General features: G+C 67.5%; 1 protein-coding gene. It reads left to right on the top strand.

The window, feature by feature from the left end; genetic code table 11:
* A partial coding sequence (locus AC1DZC_RS20130) for a serine hydrolase (protein WP_477044512.1) occupies positions 1-604 on the top strand: 604 nt, incomplete at both ends.

Genomic DNA, 604 nt, shown 5'->3' with positions numbered 1-604 from the left:
CGACCGTCAACGACCTGCTCCTCTTTCTCGACGCCAGTATCGGCACGAAGCCTTCTCCTCTCGCGCCCGCGATGAAGGCGATGCTGGCGAAACGCTGGCCAGGGGTCTCGCCCCGCGTCGCCACCGGGCTCGGCTGGATGGTCCTGACGACGGCGTCGGGTGACATCGTCTTCCATGGCGGCGGCACGGGCGGGTTCCGCACCGTGATGGCCTATGATCCGGCCAAGCGGCGTGGCGCCGTGGTCCTCACCAATGCGGCGATCGAGGAATCGATCGACGACATTGCCCTTCATCTGTTGCTAGGCGCTCCCGTCGCGCCAGCCGCTCCAGTGCCGCCGGCGCCAAAGCCGGTCGCCACACGCACCGCGATCGAGTTGCCAGCCGCCGAGCTCGATCGGGTCGTCGGACGTTATCGCTTCACCGCCCAGCTCGACATGACCGTCACGCGCGATGGGTCGGGGCTGAAAGCGCAGCTCACCGGCCAGCCGGCTTTCCCGATCTTCGCCGAGGCACCGCTCAACTTTTTCTGGCGGGTGGTCGATGCTCAGGTCGTGTTCACCGCCGACCCGGGTAGCCAGGCAACCGGCGTGGTGCTCCATCAGGG

The organism is Cellulomonas sp. P2_B4 (genome assembly GCF_056404795.1).
Note: the sequence above shows the minus strand (reverse complement) of the source record. Positions and strands in the feature narration are given on the sequence as shown.